Below are 20,530 nucleotides of genomic sequence, written 5' to 3'. Positions count from 1 at the left end.
CGGCAGTCGTCACCGTTCCAGCCCTGGCTGGAGCCGAACTCGAATCTGCCTTCAGGGCGGGGGAAGGGGCCCGCGAGGGGCGCTCCAGGAAAAACCGAGTGCCCCCTGGTGACATCTCCGCGTCTTCTCCGCACGTCTTCTCCGCAGGTCTTCTCCGACCGCCGTACGAGCCGGGAGCCCCCCATGCCATTCGTCGCGCTCACCTACGACATCAAGCCGGGATTCGAAGCCGAACTGACCGAGATCTTCGCCAACTTCCGCCGGGTCCGGTCCGACCAGGTGCGGGCCGAGGACGGCGGGCAGGCCGGCCGCATCCTGTCCACCGCGGTGTTCATCCGGGACGACACCCTGGTCCGGGTGATCGAGTACACCGGCGACGTGCAGGCGGTCGCCCGGCACATGGCGATGCAGCCCGGCGTCCGCGAGGTCGAGGCGAAGCTGAAGCCCTATCTGAGCCGGCCGCGGGACACCGACACCGTGGAGGGCTTCGTGGCCACCTTCAACCGGAGCCTGCTGAGGACCGTCGCGCAGATCTCGGTCCGGGACGTACCGGCGCAAGCCTGACCCGCCCTGCCGCACGGCGAAGGCCGGCCTCCCTCCCGGGGAGACCGGCCTTCGGCCGTTGCCGCGTCCGTTCCGTCAACCAGCGCTGACCGCCAGGGCGTTGACGGCCAGCGCGACCACGGCCAGCGCCGTGCGCAGCAGGTGCCACCGGCGCCACAGCGGACGGGGATCGGACCAGTCCGCCGGGAGCCGCTCGGGATCGTCGACGGCCTTGACCCGCCGGTTGATCGGCACGTTCGCCAGGTGGGAGACCGCGGACACCCCGAGCAGCAGCACCGCGCCGACCGCCGCCAGCGAACGCTCGGAGCCCGACCCGGCGAACGCCAGACCGACATCGGCCCCGAACGACCCGAGCACGATCACCGGCATGGTCGGATCCCAGTTCCGGCCCAGCAGTTGGTGCGCGTACACGTAGGTGCTCGTCGGCATCGCGAAGAGCGCCGGGAGCACGCTCAGCGCGACGGCGAACAGGACCCCCGCCGCCAGCCCGCTGCCGAGGAGCGCCAGCACCCCCAGCGTCGTCGTCATGGCAAGTCGCCCCTCTCGGTACGGTCTCAGGCCTGGTTGGCCGGGTGGGTGTCCACGGTGAGCTGGGACACCGAGCGCATCACCGCGTTGCGGAAGTACGCGGCGAAGCCCTCCGGGCTGCTGGTGTCCCGCTGCTCGGCGAGGAACGGGGCGAGCTTCTCCTCCAGCAGGTGCACCCCGCGCTGGGCGGCCATGTGGCGCCCGACGGCGGCGAAGTCGCCCTCGTAGTGGATGACCCGGACCATCACGTCGTCCTTGATGAACACCCCGGTGCCCAGCAGCCGCCCGGCCGCCTGGCCGGCCGCGTCGGTGTAGCCGGGGGTGTCGACCCGCTGGAAGCCGGCGAAGATCTCGGCGATCTCCTCCTCGTGGCCGGGCTTGACCCGGTAGGTGATCGCTGCGTACGGCATCAGGCGGCCTCCCTCTCCAGGCTCAGGTTGATCAGCTTGAGCAGCAGCCGCGGCGTCTCGACACCGATCACGTCGTCGTCGGCGAGGTCGACGCCGTACTCGCGCTTGATCACGCTGACCATCTGGAGCAGCGCCAGCGAGTCGTAGCCGAGCTCGATGAAGGGGATGTCCGAGACGTCCGTGGTGTCCAGGTCGACGCCCTCCGGCTCGCCGGCGCAGTCGCGCAGCCGGTCGGTCAGGTCGTTCAGGGTGATGGCGCTCATCGGTTCCTTCCTCCATGGGTGACACCTGCCGGGCCGGCAGGCGGGCGAGGGCGCCCGCGGGCGGTGAGGGTGCACGCGGACGAGCGGGTCGGGTCGGGCGGTCGGGTGCCCGGATGCTCAGACGGCCCGCAGCAGCCGGCCGGGCTCGGCCGAACTGGCGAGGTTGAGCACCGGGTCCGCGTCGAGCAGGGCGCACTGGAGCTCGCGCAGCTCGGGGGACGGGTCGAGGCCCAGCTCGATGCTGAGCACGGTGCGCAGCCGCTGGTAGATCTCCAGCGCGGTGCTGCGGCGCCCGGTCCGGTACAGGGCGATCATCAGCTGGGCCTGGAAGCCCTCGTGCAGGGGGTACTGCGCCGCGAGCCCGGAGAGCTCGCCGACGAGTTCGTGGTGGCGCCCCAGCCTCAGGTCGGCCTCGATCCGGCGGCCGAGGATGCTCAGGCGGGACTCCTCCAGACAGCGCGCCTCGGCCTCCAGCAACGGTCCGCACTGGACGTCCACCAGTGCCGGTCCGCGCCAGAGTTCGAGGGCCTGCCGGAAGGCGGCGGACGCGGCCTCGTGGTCGGCGGCCTCCATCGCGCGGTGGCCGCGCCGGGCCAGCCGTTCGAAGTCCGCGCTGTCCACCGCGCCGCCCTGGGTGTCCAGCAGGTAGCCGCCGGGCTCGGTCACCAGGATGCTCTTGGTGCCCAGCGGCAGGCCGTCGTCCGGCTGGGCGCCGAGCGCGGCGGCGATGTGGCCGCGGAGTTGGAGGACATAGGTCTGCAGGGTGGTCTGGACGCTGCGGGGCGGCCGTTCGCCCCAGACCTCCTCGATCAGGGCGTCCACCGAGACGAGCCGGTCGGGCCGGCAGGCCAGCAGCGCGAGCACCTTCCGCGGTTTGCCGGCCGTCGGCACGATCGACACACCCGTCTGGGCGACCTGGAGCGGCCCGAGCAAGCCGACGTCCATCTGGCTTCCTTTCCTGGGGGTTCGCGGGTCAGTACGGAGCAGGTTGGGCACGGGCGGGGGCGGTCAGCGAGGTGAGCTCCTCGCCGAGCAGCCGGGGGAAGGTCCGGTCCCGGATGAAGAAGTGACCGCCGGGCAGCGTCCGGAAGCGGAACGAGGACGTGGTCCAGCGTTTCCACCCGGCCACCGCGGCCGGGACGGCGATCTGGTCGCCCTGGCCGGCGAAGGCCCACAGCGGACAGGGCAGTGCGTCCCGGGCGGCCTCGCGCAGCGAGCGCCCGAGCATCAGGTCGGCACGGGTGATCGCCAGCATCGTGCGCAGCCAGGCGGGCCTGGTGTGCAGTTCGGCCGGCACCCCGTCGAAGGAGGCGAGGATGCGCAGCAGTTGGTCGTCCGGCAGGTCGGCCGAGGAGGTGAGTCCGCTGGCCAGGTGCGGCGCCGTGCAGGCCCCGACCACCAGGGCCTCCGGTGGCCGCAGGCCGGCGGCGGTCAGGTGCTGGGCGAAGCCGTGGGCCACCAGGGCGCCGAGGCTGTGGCCGTAGAAGGCGTACGGCCCCTGCTCCAGGGTGGCTCCGAGGTGCTGGTCGAGTTCGTCGAAGAGTCGGTGGGCGTCGGTGATCCTCGGTTCGCCGAGCCGGCGCTCCCGTCCGGGGAGCCGGACCGGGACGACCGAGACGTCGCCGCCGATCCGGGCGGCCCACCCGGCGTACGCGGTGGCGCCGGCTCCGGCGTGGTGGAAGCAGAACAACCGAAGGAGTGCATCGGCCCTCGGTCGGACCGCGAGGTACTCGTTCACTCGCTCTCCTTCAGAGGTGAGTCTTGAGTCGAACATCAGTACGTCGACGATCCTGACAACCTCTGCTGGAAGAGCGGTCGACACCCGCTGGAGAACCGTCGGAGGACGGGTCCGGGGTGGGTCCGGGGCGGGCCCCGGATGGCGCCGCGGTCAGCCGGCCCGGGAGCCGCTGAACGCCATCGCCGGTTCGGCGAACGCCTGGTCGGCGCGGTCGAGCGGCCACCCCTGCGCGATCGCGTGGTGCAGCCGCTGGAGGAGGTCGCCGGGCTCCAGGCCGAGTTGGTCGACCAGGGCCCCATGGATCCTCCGGTACACCGCGAGTGCCGCGTCCGGTCGGCCGGTGCGGTGCAGCGCGGTCATCAGATGGGCGTGCAGACCCTCGTGGAGCGGGTCCCGGTGGGTCAGTTCCTCCAGCTCGCCGGTGAGTTCGTGGTGCCGGCCGAGGCGGAGGTCGGCGCTGATCCGTCGTTCCAGCACGGTGATCCGGCTCTGTTCCAGCCGGGTGACCTCGATGTCCAGGTAGCGGCCGCGGCGCAGGCCGGCCAGCGCCGGTCCGCGCCAGCACGCCAGCGCGGCGCCCAGCAGCCTGGACGCGGACTCCATGTCGCCGACCGCCATGGCGGCGTGACCGGCACCGGCCAGCCGGTCGAACTCGACCGCGTCCACCGCGGCCGGGTCGGCCTCCAGGACGTACCCGCCGGGCCGGGTGGCCAGCACCCGGTCGGCCGGGCCGACCGAACCGCGCGCGGATCCGCCCTGCAATTTCCGGCGGAGTTGCAGCACATAGGTTTGAAGCGTGGTCGGAGCACTTCGGGGCAGTTCAGCACCCCACAGCTCTTCCATCAACTCGGAGATGGAAACGATTTGGTTGACGTTCAGCGCGAACAGTGCTAAAAGCTGCCTCGGCTTTGCCGCGGTCGGAGCAATACTCGCCCCCGCGTCTCGCGCGGTGAATGGGCCCAACACGTGGAATTCCACAGTCGACTCCCCAAATCTCTACCGTCACCGGTACCACATTGGTGACAGCCCCGTTGACACGATCTTCCCATCCCGCCCGGCCCGGCAGCCAGTGAGATCCTCATGATTCGGACCGGACAGCCGTCCCGGAGCAACCGTGAACCGGCCAAACTCGGGGCGGGATCCAGTCGGCCTCGAGGAATCCTCCGAAGGGGCTCGATCCACCCCGCCCCGCCCCGGACCGGCCAGGACGGACCTGGCGTGATCACGGCGTGGGTCACGGCGTGGACCACGGCGTGGATCACGGCCCCCTGTCCGGATGTTCGACCGGTGGACGACAATCCGATTAGGATGACTAACTGACATTCACCGCACGTTTTGCCATGACCGTGAGAGGCCCCGGGGGCCGTCGGCAGCGCATCAGTTGAACGAGTGGGGGAGGCGCAATGCGAGAGCGGTCATGGGTGACGACACACCTGTGGAGAAATAGGACGGGGCCCTTACCTTCCGCCGTCGAACTCGCCGGGATCGGCGATCCGGAAATCATGCCGGCACCCGCGTTGGCCCTGACCATCCAGCTCAGCGCATTCGTCGTGATCTGCCTGTCCGGCTTTCTCTGGCTGCTGAGCCTGCACCTCGGCGAGGGCCGGCTCGTCCTTTCCGTGGTTTTCCTGACCTCCACCCTGGGCATACTCATCCGGCTCTGCTGGCCGGGGCGTTGTCGACGGCGCGCCAAATACCGCTTCTGGACCCTGGGCCTTCTCGCCGCATTCACCTTCCTGCCCAACGTCCTCCTGCACGACGCCCGGCTCAGCACCCCGGGATTCCTCGCCGGCGCCCTGCTGCTCACCCTCCCCGGACCGGCCGCCTGGTCGGCCTTCCTCGGTGTGGTCGTGCTGTCCGGCGCACTCGCCGACTCCGCCCACGAGGACCTGCTGGGCACCTGCTACTTCACCAGCTCGATCACCCTCTCCGGGCTGATCGTCTTCGGCCTGACCCGGATGTCCGACATGGTGCTCAGGCTCCAGGCCGCCCAGGCCGAACTCGCCCTGCTCGCGGTGGAACGGGAACGCTCCCGCTTCGCCCGGGACCTGCACGACCTGCTGGGCTACAGCCTCTCCACGATCACCCTGCGCAGCGAACTCACCTACCGGCTGGTGGAGAGCCAGCCCGAGCGGGCCCGCGAGGAGATCTCCGCCGTCCTCGACGTCTCCCGCCAGGCCCTCGCCGACGTCCGCCAGGTCGCCCACTCCTACCGGGACATGTCGCTGGCCGCCGAGGCCGCCTCGGTCCGGTCCGTCCTGGACGCCGCGGGCATCGAGGCCGACCTGGAGATCGCCTGCACCGATCTGCCCAGCCCGGTCAGCACCGTCCTGGCCAGCGTGCTGCGCGAGGGCGTCACCAACATCCTGCGGCACAGCCGGGCGCAGCGCTGCGTCATCTCGGCCCGGACCGGCAAGGGCTTCGCGACCCTCACCATGGAGAACGACGGCGCCGCCCCGACCGGCACCGGCCGCCGCTCCTGCCCGGCCGCCGCCCAGGACGGCGGAAGCGGGCTGGCCAACCTGGCCACCCGGCTCGCCGCCATCAACGGCACCATCACCGCCGGCCCGGTCTCCGGACAGCGGTTCCGGCTGGTCGTCGAGGTGCCGCTGCCGAGCCGGGTCAGATCCAGACCCCGGGCACACACCAGAGCCTGACGGCTATTCAGCCATCCTCGGTGCGGTGTTACGTACAAGTGTTACGTACAACAGCCCGCCGCCGGAGGGTCCTCGGGGATTCCGGCGGCGGGCTGTTCCGTCTTTCCGTCGCTCCGGGCTACAACCAGCCGGACTCCCGGGCCAGTCTGATCGCGTCCACCCGGTTCCGGGCGTTCAACTTGGTGACGCTGGTGGTGAGGTAGTTCCGGACGGTCCCCACCGAGAGGTACAACTGGTCGGCGATCTCGGCGGCTTCGGCCCCCTCGGCGGCCATCTGCAACACCTCCAGCTCCCGGCTGGTGAGCGGGTTCGCCGCCATGTCCCAGGCCGCCATGGCCAGTTGGGGATCGATCACGCGCTGCCCGGCGGCCACCCGGCGGATCGCGTCGGCCAGTTGGGCCGGCGGCGCGTCCTTCAACAGGAAGCCCGAGACATTGGCGTACATCGCCCGGCGCAGATTGCCCGGGCGGGCCAGGCTGGTCAGCATCAGGCAGCGGGTGGAGGGGATCTGGTCATGGATCAGGGCGGCAGCCGTCAGTCCGTCCATGCCCGGCAACTCGATGTCCAGCACGGCCACTTCGGGGCGGTGCCGCAGGACGGCCGGGAGGATCTCGCTGCCGGAGGAGACCGCCTCGACGACCGCGATGTCCTCTTCCAGTGCCAGGAGGGCGAGCAACGCCCCCTGGATCATGTGCATGTCCTCGGCCAACAGTATCCTGATCACTTGTAATGACCCCCAATCATCACAGCTGTCAGAGCGACCCGCTTCGACTGATCATGCACTGGACGAGAGCGACGGGTACGGAACAGAGGGTAGTGTTCGGATCCGTGTCGCGCGGAAAGTTCCCGTAACGCTTCAATTAAGGCGATTGTGGCGGGATTTGAACGGTTCGTCCGCGTTCCCCCGGGCCTGCCCGACGAGCTCGCCGACGAGCTGGCCGACCTCCCCGCTGACCACGGCGTGCAACGGCCGGATCCGCCCCGTCAGGAACAGCTCCCGCATCGCCGACCGCCGCAACTTGCCGCTGCTGGTCCGCCGCACGGTGCCGGGCCGCACCAACAGCACGGTCTCCGCCGCGATCTCGAAGTCCTCGGCGACGGTCCGCTGGACGGCGCTGACCAACGCCGGGAACTCCACGTCGCCGAACGGCCGGATCTCCTGCACCACCACCACGTGGTCCCGGTCCGCCTCGACGGTGAAGGCCACCGCGGAGCCGAACAGCGCACTGGCCTTCTGCACCCGCTGCTCGATGTCCTGGGGGTAGAGCGTCCGCCCGGCCACCACCAGCACCTCCTTGAGCCGGCCGGTGACGAACAACTCCCCGTCCGCCAGGAAACCGAGGTCCCCGGTCCGCAGGAAGCCGCCCTCGCGCTCCTCCCACCCGGCCCGGCCCCCGGCCGACGCGGGCCGGGCGTCGAAGATCCGGGTGCTCTCCCGCGGCCGGTCCCAGTAGGCGCCCGCGACCCCGCCGCCCCGGACCCAGATCTCGCCGACCCTTCCGTCCGGCAGCACCCGGAAGTCCTCGGGGTCGACGATCAGCAGGTCCAGCCCGTCCGCCGCCGCGCCGACCGACACCACCGTCCGGGCCGGCCGCCCCGGTTCGGCCGCGACCACCCGCTTCCGCTCCAGCTCCGCCGCGTCCACCGCCCGACCGGCCCCGGCGCCCCAGCGCCCGACCGACACCAGCAGGGTCGCCTCGGCCAGCCCGTACCCGGTCCGCAGCGCCTCGGGGCGCAACCCGGCCGGGGCGAACCGCTCGACGAAGCGCTCCAGGGTCGCGGCCTGGATCGGCTCGGCGCCGGTGACGGCCGCCTCCAGCCGGCTCAGGTCCAGCGCGGCGACCTGCTCGTCGGTGGCCAGCCGCGTGCAGCGGTCGTACGCGAAGTCGGGCCCCCCGGTGACGGTCAGCCCGTACCGGTCCACCAGCCGCAGCCAGTCCACCGGCCGCTCGACGAAGTCCCGGGGCCGCAGCACCACCGCGCCGGCCCCCAGGAAGAGCGGGTGCAGGAACTGCCCGATCAGCCCCATGTCGTGGTGGAACGGCAGCCAGCCGCCGATCCGCGAGCGCTCGTCCGTCCCCAGCGCCCGCTGGATGGCCCGCTGGTTGGCGAGCAGGTTGGCGTGGCTGACCAGCACCCCGCGCGGCTCGCTCACCGACCCCGAGGTGTACTGCAACAGCGCGGGCGTGTCCGGCCGCACGGCCGGCCGCCGCCAGGCGTCCGCGTCGCCCAGCCCCGCCCGGTCCGTCGCCGCGCACAGCACCTGCGCCTGCCCGCCCGTCGCCAGCAGCTGGGACACCTCGGGCGCGTGGGCCGAATCGGTCAGCACGAAGGCCGCGGCACAGTCCCGCAGGATCCCGACCAGCCGCTCCCCGGCGTGCCGCCCCCGCGGCGCCGGCGCCGGCACGGGCACCGACCCCGCGTACAGGCACCCCAGGAACGCGGTGACGAAGTCGGCGCCGTCCCCGTGGCAGAGCACCACCCGCTTCCCGGCCGGCCGGAACTGCTGCAACCAGGACGCGATCCGCTTCGCCTCCCGGTCCAGCGCCCCGTACCCGAGCGAAACCCGGGCCAACAGCCCGCCCCCGTCCACGAAGGCGAACGCCTCCCGGTCCGGCAGCTCCGCGCCGCGCCGCACGAGCAGATCGGTGAAATCGGTGAAATCGGCAACGCCCGCCACCACGGCCCCCAAGCTCCTCGACGCCTACTCGAGAAGCATGCGGTGCCCCGCTCGAACCCCGCTTGAGCACCCCGCGGTCACCGCCACCCGCACTCCCGTTGCAGGGCCAACTCCACGTCACTCAGCGGCACATCGGGCCTCAACCGCTCCGGATGCCCCCGCGGCGGCACCGCCCCCCGCCCGGGCTCCACCCGCTCCACCCGCTCCACCGACTCCGCAGGCTCCGCCGGCTCCGCGCCCCAGCCCATCGTCACCTCACCCGGCGGCACGAACCCGAACATCGCCCCCAGCACCGCCAACGCCCGGCCGACCGGCCCGAACCCCCACCCGCTCCCCACCACCGCCACCTCCGCACGCCGCCCGACCCACCCACCAGCGCGCCGAGCCTGCCACCCCCCACTCGACTCCCACTCGACCCCACCCCGAACCCGAAAACCGAACGGCGCACCACCACACCGTCCTTGGCCAGCCAGGCGCAGTCGAAAACGAACCCGTCTGGCAGCAGCGTCCCCGGTAGAGTGCACGACCGGGCGGAACGCACCCGAACGAGCAGCGTTCCCGAAGCCGTACAGGGGTGAGCGTGCGCGGGACCGAGCTCGACGGCCGATACCGGCTGGACACCGTCTTGGGCTCCGGCGGTATGGGCCAGGTATGGCGAGCCTTCGACGAACGGGTCGGCCGCCCGGTAGCGGTGAAGTTGCTGACGGCTGCCGACCCGGCCTCCGCCAGCATCGAGCGGTTCGCTGCCGAGGCCAGGGCCGCCGGCAATCTCAGCAGCCCGCACATCGTGACCGTCCACGACTTCGGCCGTGCCGGACCTGAGCAGGGCGGTGCGCCGTTCCTCGTCATGGAACTCCTCGAAGGACGGTCCCTGGAAGAGATCATCTCCCAGGGCGCACTGCCACCGGTCGAAGACGCCCTCGACTGGACCTTGCAGGTGTGCACCGCCCTCGCCGCCGCCCACCGGGCCGACCTCGTCCACCGGGACGTCAAGCCCGCGAACGCCATGCTCCTGCCCGGAGGCACCGTCAAGATCCTCGACTTCGGGATCGTCAAGCACCTGTACCAAGACCTCTCCCTCACCGGCACCGGCCACGCCATCGGCACAGCCGCCTACATGGCCCCCGAACAAGCCCGAGGCGACCGGAACATCGGCCCTACCGTCGACCTCTACGCCGCCGGATGCCTGCTCCACACCCTCCTGACCGGCCGACCGCCCTTCACCGGAGCACCACTGGCCGTCCTCCACCAGCACCTGACCCAGCAACCCGAAGCCCCCAGCAGCCACCGCGCCTCCATCCCCGCCGCGGTCGACGAACTCGTCCTCCACCTCCTGGCGAAGGAACCCGCCGATCGGCCCGCCGACGCCGCCCAGGTCATCGACGCCATAGAAGCGCTGCTCGCGCCCCCCGCTCGGCGCCAACACTCCACACCGCCCTCAACGGTGGCTCCGGGCCTCTTCACGGCCCCGACCAAGACGGCCTGGCGGGTCCAGCCAGCGCCTCCGCACCCGCCGACCGTTCCCGACGCACCCCCAGCCCCCACTCCAGGCAGCACCCCGTCCGCCCGGCGTGAACCCACACCACTCGACGTTCCGCCGGAGCCCGAACCCGACGCGCCGCCGGCGAAGCCACGGACGGCGCGGTCCACCGCCACGGCGCGCAGTGCGCTGATAGGCGGCGCGTTGATCGGGCTCCAGCTCGTGGCCTTCGCTTCCTGGTCCGTGCGCTGGGCGGTCCCGGTCGCCATCGCCGCGGCTCTGCTTCTGGCCCTCGGATTGAAGTTCGACGAGCCCACAGCCGAAGACACGGACGACGCGGGCGGGGTCTTCGTCTCTCTGGGCGTGACCGCGGTCTCCTGCCTGCTGCTCTTGACCATGTCGCCGATGCCCTGGTGGGGCGTGCTGATCCTGAGCGGGGTGATGTGCCCCGTCCTCCTGGGAGTGCAATGGCCACTCGTGCGCGGGCTCAGCCAGACGTTCAATCGACACGGCGCCGACGTGCAGACGGCGGTCAGCGCCGGCCTGGTGAACGCCACGCTCACCACCGGTCTCCTCGCCGGCACGCAGCTGCTAGTCCTGGTCACCGTTGAGCTCGGTGTCCTCGCGTGGGTGGCCACCTCCACCGTGCTGACCGTCCTGCTGCCCTCTCGCACGTCGATCAGGTCCCGCTCCGCCCGCAGGTCCGGCGCGGGCCGATACCGCTGACGGATCGCCCGTGACCCGAATCGACGAGGCCCAGCTGGTCACATACGGCAAGAACCCCAGGTCAGAAGCCTGACCTGGGGTTCACCTTGAGCCGCCTGCGGGATTCGAACCCGCGACCTACGCATTACGAGTGCGTTGCTCTGGCCAACTGAGCTAAGGCGGCACCGTTGCCGTGTGTGGCGGCAACGCGGGCCAGTCTACACAGGTTCGCGGGTGATCCGTACTCGGATACCCGGGGGTGGGGTCAGGTGGAGGAGACGGCGAGCTTGGCGGCGAAGCCGGCGAAGAGGACGGCAACGCCGCTGGTGAGGGTGGCGGAGAGGCGCTTGCGGCGGCGGAAGGCGGCGGCGAGGGTGGTGCCGGCGAAGATCAGCAGGGTGAGGTAGAGGACGCTGAAGGTCTGCAGGATGCCGCCGAGGAGGCCGAAGGAGAGGGCGGGCTGCCCGTAGGACGGATCCACGAACTGGGTGAAGAACGAGAGCAGGAAGAGGATCGCCTTCGGGTTCAGCAGGCTGATCACCAGGGCGCGGCGGAACGGACGCTCGACGGCTTCGGGGGCCTCGCCGGCGTCGGGGTCGGCGGCGGCCCGGTGTTCGCGCCAGAGCTGGCGGGCGGCGCGCAGCATGCCGTAGCCGATCCAGAGGAGGTACGCGGCGCCGCCGAACTTGACCACCGCGAAGACGGCTGGGTTGGCCTTCAGCAGCGAGGCGGCGCCCAGCGAGGTGAGGCTGATCAGGGTGAAGTCGCCGACGAAGACGCCGGCCGCGGCCCGGTATCCGGTCCGGACGCCCTTGCGGGCCGCGACGGACAGCACGTACAGGGAGTTGGGGCCGGGCAGCAGGACGATGACCAGGGCGCCGAGGACGTAGGTCGCCAGGTCGTTGACTCCGAGCATGGTGCGCTCCGCCAGGAGTAGGGGTTCAGGGGGGCGCTCATCGTAACGTCACACCGGTGATCGATTGAAGCTGAAACTATCGACCGCAGCGCCGGCCCGCCTCCGGGGCCTCGCCCGTCAGCAGGTAGCGGTTGACCGCGCCGTCCAGGCAGGTGTTGTGCCGCCCGTAGGCGGTGTGGCCGTCGCCGTCGAAGGTGAGCAGCCGCCCGGACTCCAGCTGCTTGGCGAGCGCCTCGGCCCACGCGTACGGGGTGGCCGGGTCGCGGGTGGTGCCGACGACGACGATCGGGGCGGCGCCGGCGGCCCGGATGGTGTGCGCCGTGCCGGTGGCCCGGACCGGCCAGTAGGCGCAGGTCAGCGCCATCCAGGCCATGCCGCGGCCGAAGTGCGGCGAGGTCCGCTCGAAGTCCGGCACCGCGCGCTGGACGTCCGCCGGCCCGCCGAACGGGGCGGGCAGGTCGAGGCAGTTCACCGCCGTGTTGGCGAACATCAGATTGGGGTACGAGCCGTCCGGCTCGCGCCCGTAGTAGGCGTCGGAGAGCTTCAGCAGGCCGGTGCCGTCCCCCGCCTTGGCGTCGGAGAGCGCGGCGCGCAGCTTGGGCCAGAGGAAGTCGGCGTACATGGCCTGGATGACGCCGGTGGTGGCCTGGGACTCGGTGAGCCGTCGGCCCCGGTCGGTGGTCGGCAGCGGGCCGCCGGTGTGGACCGCCGCGAGCAGGGCGCCGAGCTGCTCGCCGACCTGCTGCTCCGTCCGGCCGAACGGGCAGTCGTCGCGCTTGGCGCAGTCCTTGGCGAAGGCGGCCCAAGCGGTCTCGAAGCCGCCCGCCTGGGTGCGGTTGCCGGCGACGGAGTCGAGCGACGGGTCCATCGCACCGTCCAGCACCAGCCGCCCGACCCGGCCGGGGAACAGCCCGGCGTAGGTGGCGCCGAGGAAGGTGCCGTAGGACTTGCCGACGTAGTTGAGCCGCTCGTCGCCGAGCAGGGCCCGCAGGACGTCCATGTCGCGGGCCGCCTCGACGGTGCTGAGGTGGCCGAGTGCCGCCCCCGCGTGCTGCCGGCAGCCTTCGGCGAATTCCTGGTCGGCGGCGACCAGCGCGTCGATCTCCCGCTGGTCGTCGGGGGTCAGGTCGACGGCGGTGAAGGCGTCCATCCGCTCGCCGCTCAGGCAGGTCACCGGGCTGCTGCGGCCGACCCCGCGCGGGTCGAGGCCGACCAGGTCGTACCGGGCGCGCACGCCGCTGTCGTACGTCCGGGCTACGGCTTGCAGATACTCGACCGCCGAGCCGCCGGGCCCGCCGGGGTTCAGCAGCAGCGAACCGAGCCGCCCGGAACCGCCCGAGCCGGCGGAGGCGGAGGAGGAGGCGGTGGGCGTGGCAGCGAAGCGGGTGGCCGCCAGGGTGAGGTCGCCGGCGCCGGGGCGGTCGTAGTCCAGCGGCACCCGGAAGGTGGTGCACTCGAACCCGCCGTCGCACGGCCGCCAGTCCAGCCGCTGCCCGTAGTACGGGGCCAGCCCGGCCGGTACGGCGGCGGGCAGCGGCTCCAGCGGCGTCACCCCGGACGCGGCGGCACCGGCAGTACCGGCAGCACCGCCGGACGACGAGGACGACGAGGACGAGGCGTCCGACGAGGCCGCCGACGCCGCACCCCCCGCCCCGGCCGATCCGGTTCCGGCCGACCCCGCGCTGCACCCGCCCGCCAGCAGTCCGACGGCGAGCGCCGCGGCCAGTACCCGCCCGGTGACCCTCATCCGGCTCCCTTCCAGCCCCAGCTCCGTTGCTCCCACGCCCGACGGTCCCACAGCCCCACCGGAACAGCCCCACCGGAACAGCCGCCCGAACGACACAGCGGCACCGAACGACGCAGCGACACCGAAGGACACGGCGGCACCGAACGCACCGCCCGCCCGAACGCACCGCCCGCCCGAACGCACCGCCCGCCCGAACAGCACCGCCCGCCCGAACAGCACACGCCGCCCGGACAAGGCCGCTGCCCGGCACCCGTCCTCCGGGTACCGGGCAGCGTAGTGCCGGCTCACGACCACGGCAGCAGCGGTCAGGACGCCTTGGCCAGCGCCTCGGCCAGGTACTGTGCCGCCTGCCGGACCAGCCGCAGCCGCTCCCGGTCCGCCGTGTAGTCCTGCACGTTGTCCGAGATCCGCACGTCGGCCTTGGCCGCCGGTCCGGGGCCGGCCTTCAGCGCCGCCTGGAGCTTGCGGGCGGCGTCCAGCCCGGCGGCGTCGCCCTTGGCGGCGGCGAGCAGCAGCCTGGGCACGGTACCGGCCGGGGCCTCGGCCCCGGCCTGGGTGAGCGCGGCGGCGTCGTACCGGCCGGAGACCGCGGCGGCCGCGCCGTACAGGTCGGGGCGGGCCAGCCCGGCGGCGGCCGCGCACGGCGCACCGCCCTCGACGCCGAGGACGCCCCAGGAGGCCGGGCCGGGCGGGAGGGTGCGGAAGGTGGCCGCGATGGTGGTGCGCAGCGTCGCGTCGTCGGAGACGGCCTGCGGTGCAGCGGCGACCAGGTCGCAGGGGTGCGCGGTGCCGTTCGGCGCCTCGGGGGCGACCAGGACGAACGGGCGGGACTTGCCGGTCTGCAGGGCGGAGCCGATGCCCTCGAAGACGTCCGGGACCTCCGCGTCGGCGGTCTTGCGGGGCGCGGCCGCGTGCATCACCACGACCGGGAAGCGGGCGTTCGGCTCCTTGGCGTACTGAGGCGGCAGCCAGACCCGGACGTTGCGCGGATGCCCGTCCGGGCCGAGCACGGCGGACTGCAGCAGCTCGCCGCCCCCGGGGTGGCCGACGCTGTCGAACCGGCTGACCACGGCAGGCATCGCTGCGGCAGCCTGAGTCTGGGGAGCCCCCTGGGCCGCGGTCTGTGCCTGGACCTGCACCGACTCCGCCGGGGTGGGCGGCGCCGCCTGCTGCCGCGCCGCCGCGCCCGCCCCCGCGGCGTCGACGGCGGGCTCCGCCCCTTCCGCCGTCCGGTCGTTCCGGCTGAGGCCGCCGAAGGCCCCGAGCGCGGTGAGCAGGGTCAGCGCGGTCACGCACACCCCGCAGACCATCGCGCCGGCCGCCCGCAGCAGCATCGGCCACCGGTCACCGGCGAGTTCGTAGGTCTCGGCGGCCCGCAGGTCGCGCCAGCGCTGGAGCGCGCCGCGCGCCAGCCAGACCCCGCCCAGGGCGGCCGCCAGCAGGGGGATGACGAGGAGCGAACGGACCATGGAACGCACCACCTCGGGGGAGGAGCAGCGCCGGACCGGACCCGGCGCCGTACGGGGGCGACGGCCCCGGCACCGGGGCGCAGTCGGCCCCCAGCGTGCACAACGCACCGACGGTCACACGCGGGTGTGCCCGGCGCGTACCGACCGTTCACTCGAAGGTGGGACAGCGGGCCAGCGCCGGGAGGCGTACACCCGCCCCACGGAAGCCGCGCGAGCCGCGAGAGCCGCGGAAGCCGCAGGCGCGGCTCAGCCGGCGCGCAGCGCCACCGTCATCGCCTCGACGGCGAGCAGCGGGTCCACGTTGCGATCCAGCGCCTGTCGGCAGGCGAGCACCGCCTCGATCCGGCGCAGCGTGCCCTCCGGCGGACCGGCCTGGGCGACCCGGTTCAGCGCCTGCCGCTGGTCCTCGTTGGCGAGCGCGCCGCTGGAGCCGAGCTGGAGCGCGAGCACGTCCCGGTAGAAGCCGAGCAGGTCGAGCAGGGCGACCCCGAGGGTCTCCCGGCGGGTCCGGGTGGCGCGGCTCTTCTGCCGCTTCTCCAGCTCCTTGACCGCCCCGGCCATGCCGCGCGGCGCCTTGCCGCCCTCGGCCGCGCCATAGGCGGCCTTCAGGTCGTCGGTCTCCTTGGCGTCCTGGGTCTCGGCCAGCGCCTCGGCGTCGGCCTTGGCGGTGTCGACCAGGCGCTGGGCGGCGGCCAGGCAGCCACCGATGTCGGCGACCTCCAGCGGGATCCGCAGCACCTCGGTCCGGCGGGCCCGGGCCTGCTCGTCGACGGCGAGCCGGCGCGAGCGCTCGACGTCACCCTGACCGGCGAGCGCGGCGAGCCGGGCCGTCTCCGGCTCGACGCCGTCGCGGCGGACCAGCATGTCGGCGACGGCCTCGGCGGCGGGCGTGCGCAGCACGAGCAGCCGGCAGCGCGAGCGGATGGTCGGCAGGACGTCCTGGACGGAGGGGGCGCAGAGCAGCCAGACGGTCCGCGGGGAGGGCTCCTCGACCCCCTTGAGCAGGGCGTTCGCGGCGGCCTCGGTGAGCCGGTGGGCGGCGTCGACCAGGATCACCGACCAGCGGCCGCCGGTCGGGTAGCTGGCGGCGCGCAGCACGAGGTCGCGCATGTCGCCGACGCCGATGGAGAGGCCGTCGGTCCGGACGTACTTCACGTCGGCGTGGCTGCCGGCCAGCACGGTGTGGCAGCCGTCGCAGAACCCGCAGCCGGGCGTGCCGCCGAGCGCGAGGTCCGGGCTGGTGCACTGGAGGGCTGCGGCGAAGGCGCGCGCGGCGGTGACCTGCCCGGCTCCGGGCGGGCCGGTGAACAGCCAGGCGTGCGTCATCAGGGAGGCGTTCCCGCCCGGCTCGGGGGCGGCCCCACGGCCGGCCGCGACCGTCGCCCCGGCCGCCCGGGCGGCGGCGGTCAGCTGCTCGACCACCCGCTCCTGGCCCACCAGGTCGTCCCAGACGGCCACTGCTGCTCCCAAGCGTTGTACGGCAGCGCTCCCGGCGCCTCTTCCCCGCCGTCGAGCATACGTGCCCGGTCCGACAGCCACGGCCGGTCCGACCAGGCCCGCCCACCCGACGACGCCCCCGGCTCGACGCCACCCGCCCCGGACGGCGAAGGCGGCGCCGCCGGGGCCACCGCCCCGACGGGCGCCGCCCGTCGTCCGTCGTCCCTAGTCCGGCCGCCCCGGCCAGCCCGGGTCAGCCCCGGCGCCCCCAGCGGCGGCCCTTGCCCTTGCCGCCGTCGTTCCCGGTACCGCCGTCGCCCCCGCCGCGCGGGTCCTGACCGCCATCGCGCGGGGCCTGCGGCGCCCGGCCGCGCTGGTCGCCGTGCTCCCAGCGCGCCCACTCGTCGCGGGAGCCGAGCAGGGTGTCGGTGAGGCTCGGCAGGTCGTCCATGGGCGTCTCCTCCGCCCACTCCGGCCGCGGCCGCTCGGCGACGGCCGGCGCCGACTCCTCACCACCACCGACCGTCGGCAGCTCGCGGGTGCTGTCGGCCGGCTCCGCACGCCACAGCCCCGGGGGCACCCGGTCCTCGGTCTGGCCAGGCTCAGTACGGCCAGGCTCAGTACGGCCGGGCTCGGTACGGCCGGACTCGACCCGCGGCAGCACCGCCGTCCGGTCGGCCTCCGCCGGGACCTTGGGCAGCACGGCCGTCTCGTCCGCCGCAGCCGCAGGGACCACCGGCAGCTGCGCGGTCGCGTCGACGGCCCCGGCCGCCCGGGCGGCGGCCTGCCGGTCCCGCAGCGACAGCTCACGCGTCGTCTCGTCCGTACCGGCGCCCGCGCCGGCACCCGCGTCAGCGTCCGCGCCACCGCCGGCACCCTCCGGCACCGCCCGCAGCTCCGTGGTCACCGTCTCCCCGGGAACCGCCGGTCCGGCAGCACCAGCAGCATCGCCAGCACCAGCCAGACCAGCGCCGCCCGCACCGGCATCCCCCGCCTCCGGCTTCCCGCGCTCCGCCCGGTCCGCCGCCGACTCCGCCGCCGCGGCGGCCGCAGCGAGCGCGGCGGCCTGCGCCAGCCGGGCCTCCTCGGCCCGCTGCAACGCCTCCTCCGCCCGGCGGCGCTGCTCCTCACGCTGTAGCTCCCGCTGCCGCTGGAGCTCGGCCTGGGCGGCGGCCTCGTCGGCGAGGCGCTTGCGCTCGGCGGCCTCGGCCGCGAGCCGGGCCTCCTCCGCGGCCTTCCGCGCGGCCTCTTCCTCGGCCCGCCGCTCGGCCTCCTCCGCCGCGCGGCGGCGGGCCTCCTCCTCGGCCTTGCGCCGGGCCTCGGCGGCGACGCGCTCGGCCTCCTCCTTGGCCAGCCGCTCCTTCTCGGCCTGCTCGGCCCGCAGCTGCTCCAGCAGTTCCTGCCGCTTGCGCTCGGCGGCCTCGGCCTCGGCCTTCTTCCGGGCCTCCTCGGCGGCGCGCCGCTCGGCCTCCTCCCGGGCGAGCCGCTCCTGCTCGGCCTGGGCGGCCTTCTCCTGCTCGGAGAGCGGCAGCTCGCGGTCGAGCCGGTGCCGGATGGCGGTGGTGACGACGCCGGGGGCCTGGCTGCCGTCGACGACGAGGTAGCGCGCCGGGTCGGCGGCCGCGAGCGCGAGGAAGCCGGCCCGGACCCGCTGGTGGAACTCGGTGGGCTCGGACTCCAGCCGGTCGAGCGCCTCGGTGAAGCGCTCCCGGGCCCGGCTCGGGTCGACGTCCAGGACGACGGTCAGGTCGGGCAGCAGCCCGCCGGTCGCCCAGCGCGAGATCCGGGCGACCTCGGTCGCGGCCAGGTCGCGCCCGGCGCCCTGGTAGGCGATGGAGGAGTCCATGTACCGGTCGGTGATCACGACGGCGCCGCGGGCGAGGGCCGGCCGGATGACGTTCTCGACGTGCTCGGCCCGGTCGGCGGCGTAGATCAGCGCCTCGGCGCGGTGCGACAGGCCGGTGTTGCCGACGTCCAGGACGAGTCCGCGCAGCCGCTGCCCGACCGGGCTGCCGCCGGGCTCGCGGGTGAGCACGACCTCGTGGCCCTTGCCCCGGATCCATTCGGCGAGCGCCTGCGCCTGGGTGGACTTGCCGGCGCCGTCGCCGCCCTCCAGGGCGATGAAGAAGCCCTTCCCGGTGCCCCGGTACGGCGTGGGACCGCCGCCGCCGCGCACCGCGTCGACCAGGTCCCGGCCGAACGGCACGGTGCCGCGCCGGTCGTCGGTGCGCAGCAGGACGACGGCCGCGAGCACCAACGTGAGCAGCCCCGAGGTGGCGACCGCGAGCGCCGCACCGCCGTGGATGAAGGTGAACGAGCCGGGCTCGACCGTGCCGTACTCGACGTTCCCGTACGCGCCGGCGATCAGCGGGACGCCGACCAGCGCGACGCCGACCACGACCCGCAGCACCGCGTACAGGTGCTCGACCACCTTCGGCAGCCGGGCCTCCTCGACCTCCTGGGCGAGCAGGGTGCGCCCGGCGGAGACGACGATCCCGGCGGTGAGGCCGGCCAGCACGGTGAGCAGCAGGACCAGGACGAAGTCCAGCACCAGCCCGGCGAGGATCAGCGCGACGCCCTCGGTGAGCAGCGCCAGCGCGAGCAGCCGGCGGCGGGAGAACGAGGGCAGCACGGCCCGGGTGAGCCGGGCGCCGGCGGCGGGCGTGCCGGCCGCGGCGAGCACCAGCAGGCCGTAGCCGATCGGCCCGGCCCGGTGTTCGACGGCGGTGAGCAGGCCGAGCGCGGCGACGCCGGCCATGGTGGCGTAGCCGGCGGCCACGGCGAAGGTGAAGTAGGGGGCGCTGCCGGTGCGGCCCTTGCTCAGCGCGGGGCCGGGCGTGGCATCGGTGGGGGCGCGCAGGCCCTGCAACGGGGAGACCGGGGCGACGGTCACCGGGCCGACGGGCAGTTGCTGGAGGTAGCCGCGGACGGCCGCGACGGCGAACAGTCCGGCCGCGCCGAGCGCGGCGAAGGTGACCTGGTGGGCCCGGAGCCAGTCCGAGCCGAGCGCCGCGCCGATGTTGTTCAGCAGGGTGAGGGCCACCAGGCCGGCGGCCGCGAGCGGCACGGTGACCCAGCCGGTGAAGCGGTCGAGGCTCCGGACGGTGTCCAGGTTGGCGGCGGCCGGGCGCTGCTCGGCGGCCGGGGCGTAAGGATTGGCCGGCGGCAGCAGGCCGGGGACGGCGGCGGCCTTGGCGATCTCCCAGACCCGTTCGGCCGCGCCGGTGACGAAGACGGTGGCGAGCAGTACGTAGGTGGCCGCGCCGGAGGGCCGCGGGCCGGAGCCCAGCCAGACGATCCACCAGGGCGCGATGCCGATCAGCAGGGCGCGCAGCGCGTCGGCGCCGAACAGCGTCCAGTGCCGGTCGAGCCGGCCCGCGACCAGCCGGTGCACCGGCCCGAGCAGCACGGCGCCGAACAGCGCGGTGGCGGCCACCCGGGCGGCGAGGACGGCCGCGACGGCGAAGGCGAGGCTGCGCGGCAGGTCGCCGAACTGCCGGCCGAGGGCGGCGGCGATCACGGTGAGGGCGAGCAGCACCAGCAGGCCGAGCCGGTCGGCGGTGCCGCCGATCAGCTGGGTGGTCCACAGCCGCCGGTAGGGGCGCGTCCGCAGCAGTGCCCTGGCCCGCTCCGCCGGGGTTCCGGCGGGCGCGACCTCGGGCAGGTCGGGCATCGCGGCTCTGGCGGCCGGGGCGGCGCTGGGGGTGGGCTGCTCCTCGCTCGTCATACGGTCAGCGTAGCGGTCGGGGCTTGACCGGAAAGAGACGAACGGGGTTCCGGATCCCGCTCATCACCGGGTTGTGACGTTCCGCGCACACACTTCGGCGGCACGCGGACCGCCTGCGAACGCCCCCCGGGCCGACTGCGGACGTCACCCGACCGGCCGTCGGCCCTCCCCGGCCCGGCCGCGGACACCGCTCGGCCCGGCCCCGGACG

17 protein-coding genes and 1 tRNA gene are annotated in these 20,530 nt (G+C 73.8%); 3 read left to right on the top strand and 15 right to left on the bottom strand.

Annotated elements, in window-relative coordinates; translation table 11 throughout:
• The first annotated feature begins 183 nt into the window (after positions 1-183).
• The gene (locus tag ABTY15_RS04065) at positions 184-564 is read left to right on the top strand and encodes a SchA/CurD-like domain-containing protein (protein WP_350575597.1); all 381 of its coding nucleotides are present in this window, start codon (positions 184-186) and stop codon (positions 562-564) included.
• Between the two features lie 75 nt (positions 565-639).
• Here ABTY15_RS04065 and ABTY15_RS04060 read toward each other — a convergent pair whose 3' ends face one another.
• From ABTY15_RS04060 to ABTY15_RS04035, 6 genes are all read right to left on the bottom strand, one after another.
• On the bottom strand, positions 640-1,092 hold the full coding sequence (locus tag ABTY15_RS04060; protein WP_350575595.1) for an anthrone oxygenase family protein: 453 nt from the start codon (positions 1,090-1,092) through the stop codon (positions 640-642).
• Positions 1,093-1,118: 26 nt separating this feature from the next.
• Complete coding sequence (locus ABTY15_RS04055) at positions 1,119-1,502, bottom strand: SchA/CurD-like domain-containing protein (protein WP_350575592.1); 384 nt, start codon at positions 1,500-1,502, stop codon at positions 1,119-1,121.
• Complete coding sequence (locus ABTY15_RS04050) at positions 1,502-1,765, bottom strand: acyl carrier protein (RefSeq protein WP_350575589.1); 264 nt, start codon at positions 1,763-1,765, stop codon at positions 1,502-1,504. The genes ABTY15_RS04055 and ABTY15_RS04050 overlap by 1 nt, the downstream gene beginning before the upstream one ends.
• Positions 1,766-1,882: 117 nt before the next feature.
• Entirely contained in the window at positions 1,883-2,710 is an 828-nt protein-coding gene (locus ABTY15_RS04045; RefSeq protein WP_350575586.1) for an AfsR/SARP family transcriptional regulator, read from the bottom strand.
• 28 nt (positions 2,711-2,738) lie between these two features.
• Positions 2,739-3,503: a thioesterase II family protein gene (locus ABTY15_RS04040; protein ID WP_350575583.1), complete on the bottom strand. Its 765-nt coding sequence runs from the start codon at positions 3,501-3,503 to the stop codon at positions 2,739-2,741.
• A gap of 150 nt (positions 3,504-3,653) precedes the next feature.
• On the bottom strand, positions 3,654-4,469 hold the full coding sequence (locus ABTY15_RS04035; protein ID WP_350575686.1) for an AfsR/SARP family transcriptional regulator: 816 nt from the start codon (positions 4,467-4,469) through the stop codon (positions 3,654-3,656).
• Positions 4,470-5,005: 536 nt separating this feature from the next.
• Here ABTY15_RS04035 and ABTY15_RS04030 point away from each other — a divergent pair.
• Positions 5,006-6,160, top strand: coding sequence for a sensor histidine kinase (locus ABTY15_RS04030; protein ID WP_350575581.1), 1,155 nt, complete (start codon positions 5,006-5,008; stop codon positions 6,158-6,160).
• Between the two features lie 118 nt (positions 6,161-6,278).
• Here the strand turns inward: ABTY15_RS04030 and ABTY15_RS04025 are convergent, their stop codons facing one another.
• The 3 genes from ABTY15_RS04025 to ABTY15_RS04015 form a co-directional block, all read right to left on the bottom strand.
• The gene (locus tag ABTY15_RS04025) at positions 6,279-6,884 is read right to left on the bottom strand and encodes a response regulator transcription factor (RefSeq protein ID WP_350575579.1); all 606 of its coding nucleotides are present in this window, start codon (positions 6,882-6,884) and stop codon (positions 6,279-6,281) included.
• Positions 6,885-7,016: 132 nt separating this feature from the next.
• On the bottom strand, positions 7,017-8,843 hold the full coding sequence (locus ABTY15_RS04020) for a fatty acyl-AMP ligase (protein WP_350575576.1): 1,827 nt from the start codon (positions 8,841-8,843) through the stop codon (positions 7,017-7,019).
• Positions 8,844-8,917: 74 nt separating this feature from the next.
• A complete protein-coding gene (locus ABTY15_RS04015; protein WP_350575573.1) occupies positions 8,918-9,181 on the bottom strand; it encodes a DUF6059 family protein in 264 nt (87 codons plus the stop codon).
• Between the two features lie 239 nt (positions 9,182-9,420).
• Here ABTY15_RS04015 and ABTY15_RS04010 point away from each other — a divergent pair, with 239 nt between their 5' ends.
• On the top strand, positions 9,421-11,046 hold the full coding sequence (locus ABTY15_RS04010; protein ID WP_350575570.1) for a serine/threonine-protein kinase: 1,626 nt from the start codon (positions 9,421-9,423) through the stop codon (positions 11,044-11,046).
• 89 nt (positions 11,047-11,135) lie between these two features.
• On the opposite strand, the gene ABTY15_RS04005 is transcribed toward ABTY15_RS04010, so the two are convergent.
• The 6 genes from ABTY15_RS04005 to tmk form a co-directional block, all read right to left on the bottom strand.
• Positions 11,136-11,209 (bottom strand) — tRNA-Thr (locus tag ABTY15_RS04005).
• A gap of 81 nt (positions 11,210-11,290) precedes the next feature.
• Positions 11,291-11,941, bottom strand: coding sequence for a leucine efflux protein LeuE (gene leuE, locus ABTY15_RS04000; RefSeq protein WP_350575567.1), 651 nt, complete (start codon positions 11,939-11,941; stop codon positions 11,291-11,293).
• Positions 11,942-12,017: 76 nt separating this feature from the next.
• Entirely contained in the window at positions 12,018-13,688 is a 1,671-nt protein-coding gene (locus ABTY15_RS03995; protein WP_350575565.1) for an alpha/beta hydrolase, read from the bottom strand.
• A gap of 305 nt (positions 13,689-13,993) precedes the next feature.
• A complete protein-coding gene (locus tag ABTY15_RS03990) occupies positions 13,994-15,157 on the bottom strand; it encodes an alpha/beta hydrolase (RefSeq protein WP_350575563.1) in 1,164 nt (387 codons plus the stop codon).
• Between the two features lie 246 nt (positions 15,158-15,403).
• A complete protein-coding gene (locus tag ABTY15_RS03985; RefSeq protein ID WP_350575684.1) occupies positions 15,404-16,615 on the bottom strand; it encodes a DNA polymerase III subunit delta' in 1,212 nt (403 codons plus the stop codon).
• 232 nt (positions 16,616-16,847) lie between these two features.
• Positions 16,848-20,321, bottom strand: a complete 3,474-nt coding sequence (gene tmk, locus ABTY15_RS03980) for a dTMP kinase (RefSeq protein ID WP_350575561.1) — start codon at positions 20,319-20,321, stop codon at positions 16,848-16,850.
• Positions 20,322-20,530: the final 209 nt, after the last annotated feature.

The sequence above is a fragment of the Kitasatospora sp. NPDC097643 genome, assembly GCF_040302625.1.
Classification (GTDB): domain Bacteria; phylum Actinomycetota; class Actinomycetes; order Streptomycetales; family Streptomycetaceae; genus Kitasatospora.
This window is presented reverse-complemented; position numbering and strand designations above follow the sequence as displayed.

Coding starts and splice junctions, on each gene's coding strand:
- ABTY15_RS03995 (WP_350575565.1), bottom strand. CDS start 13,688: ATGAGGGTCACCGGGCGGGTACTGGCCGCGGCGCTCGCCGTCGGACTG.
- ABTY15_RS04050 (WP_350575589.1), bottom strand. CDS start 1,765: ATGAGCGCCATCACCCTGAACGACCTGACCGACCGGCTGCGCGACTGC.
- ABTY15_RS04030 (WP_350575581.1), top strand. CDS start 5,006: ATGCCGGCACCCGCGTTGGCCCTGACCATCCAGCTCAGCGCATTCGTC.
- ABTY15_RS04045 (WP_350575586.1), bottom strand. CDS start 2,710: ATGGACGTCGGCTTGCTCGGGCCGCTCCAGGTCGCCCAGACGGGTGTG.
- ABTY15_RS04060 (WP_350575595.1), bottom strand. CDS start 1,092: ATGACGACGACGCTGGGGGTGCTGGCGCTCCTCGGCAGCGGGCTGGCG.
- tmk (WP_350575561.1), bottom strand. CDS start 20,321: ATGACGAGCGAGGAGCAGCCCACCCCCAGCGCCGCCCCGGCCGCCAGA.
- ABTY15_RS04065 (WP_350575597.1), top strand. CDS start 184: ATGCCATTCGTCGCGCTCACCTACGACATCAAGCCGGGATTCGAAGCC.
- ABTY15_RS04055 (WP_350575592.1), bottom strand. CDS start 1,502: ATGCCGTACGCAGCGATCACCTACCGGGTCAAGCCCGGCCACGAGGAG.
- leuE (WP_350575567.1), bottom strand. CDS start 11,941: ATGCTCGGAGTCAACGACCTGGCGACCTACGTCCTCGGCGCCCTGGTC.
- ABTY15_RS03990 (WP_350575563.1), bottom strand. CDS start 15,157: ATGGTCCGTTCGCTCCTCGTCATCCCCCTGCTGGCGGCCGCCCTGGGC.